The 2,033-nt window shown below is 54.1% G+C and carries 1 rRNA gene; it reads left to right on the forward strand.

What is annotated here, in order from left to right:
* Window positions 1–1,982, forward strand: a 23S ribosomal RNA gene (locus ACIP6T_RS25120); the annotation flags it as partial.
* Window positions 1,983–2,033 lie beyond the last annotated feature (51 nt).

A 2,033-nucleotide genomic window follows, 5' to 3' on the forward strand; every position in this document is an offset into this window, starting at 1 on the left:
GAATGTTATCACGGGAGACACACGGCGGGTGCTAACGTCCGTCGTGAAGAGGGAAACAACCCAGACCGCCAGCTAAGGTCCCAAAGTCATGGTTAAGTGGGAAACGATGTGGGAAGGCACAGACAGCCAGGATGTTGGCTTAGAAGCAGCCATCATTTAAAGAAAGCGTAATAGCTCACTGGTCGAGTCGGCCTGCGCGGAAGATGTAACGGGGCTAAACCATGCACCGAAGCTGCGGCAGCGACACTATGTGTTGTTGGGTAGGGGAGCGTTCTGTAAGCCGTTGAAGGTGGCCTGTGAGGGTTGCTGGAGGTATCAGAAGTGCGAATGCTGACATAAGTAACGATAAAGCGGGTGAAAAGCCCGCTCGCCGGAAGACCAAGGGTTCCTGTTCAACGTTAATCGGAGCAGGGTGAGTCGACCCCTAAGGCGAGGCTGAAAAGCGTAGTCGATGGGAAGCAGGTTAATATTCCTGCACTTGGTGTTACTGCGAAGGGGGGACGGAGAAGGCTAGGTTATCCGGGCGACGGTTGTCCCGGTTTAAGCGTGTAGGCTGACACCTTTGGTAAATCCGGGGTGTCTTAAGGCTGAGGCGTGACGACGAGCCACCACGGTGGTGAAGTAACTGATGCCCTGCTTCCAGGAAAAGCCTCTAAGCTCCAGGTAACACGAAATCGTACCCCAAACCGACACAGGTGGTCAGGTAGAGAATACCAAGGCGCTTGAGAGAACTCGGGTGAAGGAACTAGGCAAAATGGTGCCGTAACTTCGGGAGAAGGCACGCTGGCGCGTAGGTGAAGGGACTTGCTCCCGGAGCTGAAGCCAGTCGAAGATACCAGCTGGCTGCAACTGTTTATTAAAAACACAGCACTGTGCAAACACGAAAGTGGACGTATACGGTGTGACGCCTGCCCGGTGCCGGAAGGTTAATTGATGGGGTTATCCGCAAGGAGAAGCTCTTGATCGAAGCCCCGGTAAACGGCGGCCGTAACTATAACGGTCCTAAGGTAGCGAAATTCCTTGTCGGGTAAGTTCCGACCTGCACGAATGGCGTAATGATGGCCAGGCTGTCTCCACCCGAGACTCAGTGAAATTGAAATCGCTGTGAAGATGCAGTGTACCCGCGGCAAGACGGAAAGACCCCGTGAACCTTTACTATAGCTTGACACTGAACATTGAGCCTTGATGTGTAGGATAGGTGGGAGGCTTTGAAGCGTGGACGCCAGTCTGCGTGGAGCCAACCTTGAAATACCACCCTTTAATGTTTGATGTTCTAACGTAGGCCCGTTACCCGGGCTGCGGACAGTGTCTGGTGGGTAGTTTGACTGGGGCGGTCTCCTCCCAAAGAGTAACGGAGGAGCACGAAGGTTGGCTAATCCTGGTCGGACATCAGGAGGTTAGTGCAATGGCATAAGCCAGCTTGACTGCGAGAGTGACGGCTCGAGCAGGTGCGAAAGCAGGTCATAGTGATCCGGTGGTTCTGAATGGAAGGGCCATCGCTCAACGGATAAAAGGTACTCCGGGGATAACAGGCTGATACCGCCCAAGAGTTCATATCGACGGCGGTGTTTGGCACCTCGATGTCGGCTCATCACATCCTGGGGCTGAAGTAGGTCCCAAGGGTACGGCTGTTCGCCGTTTAAAGTGGTACGCGAGCTGGGTTTAGAACGTCGTGAGACAGTTCGGTCCCTATCTGCCGTGGGCGCTGGAGAATTGAGGGGGGTTGCTCCTAGTACGAGAGGACCGGAGTGAACGCACCACTGGTGTTCGGGTTGTCATGCCAATGGCACTGCCCGGTAGCTAAGTGCGGAAAAGATAAGTGCTGAAAGCATCTAAGCACGAAACTTGCCCCGAGATGAGTTCTCCCTGACTCCTTGAGGGTCCTGAAGGGACGTTGAAGACTACGACGTTGATAGGCCGGGTGTGTAAGCGCAGCGATGCGTTGAGCTAACCGGTACTAATGACCCGTGAGGCTTAACCTTACAACGCCAGAGGCGTTTTGGTGAGAGAGACCAGAGATTTTCAGCTTGTTT

Source organism: Pantoea sp. NPDC088449 (assembly GCF_044753225.1).
Classification (GTDB): Bacteria; Pseudomonadota; Gammaproteobacteria; order Enterobacterales; family Enterobacteriaceae; genus Pantoea; species Pantoea floridensis.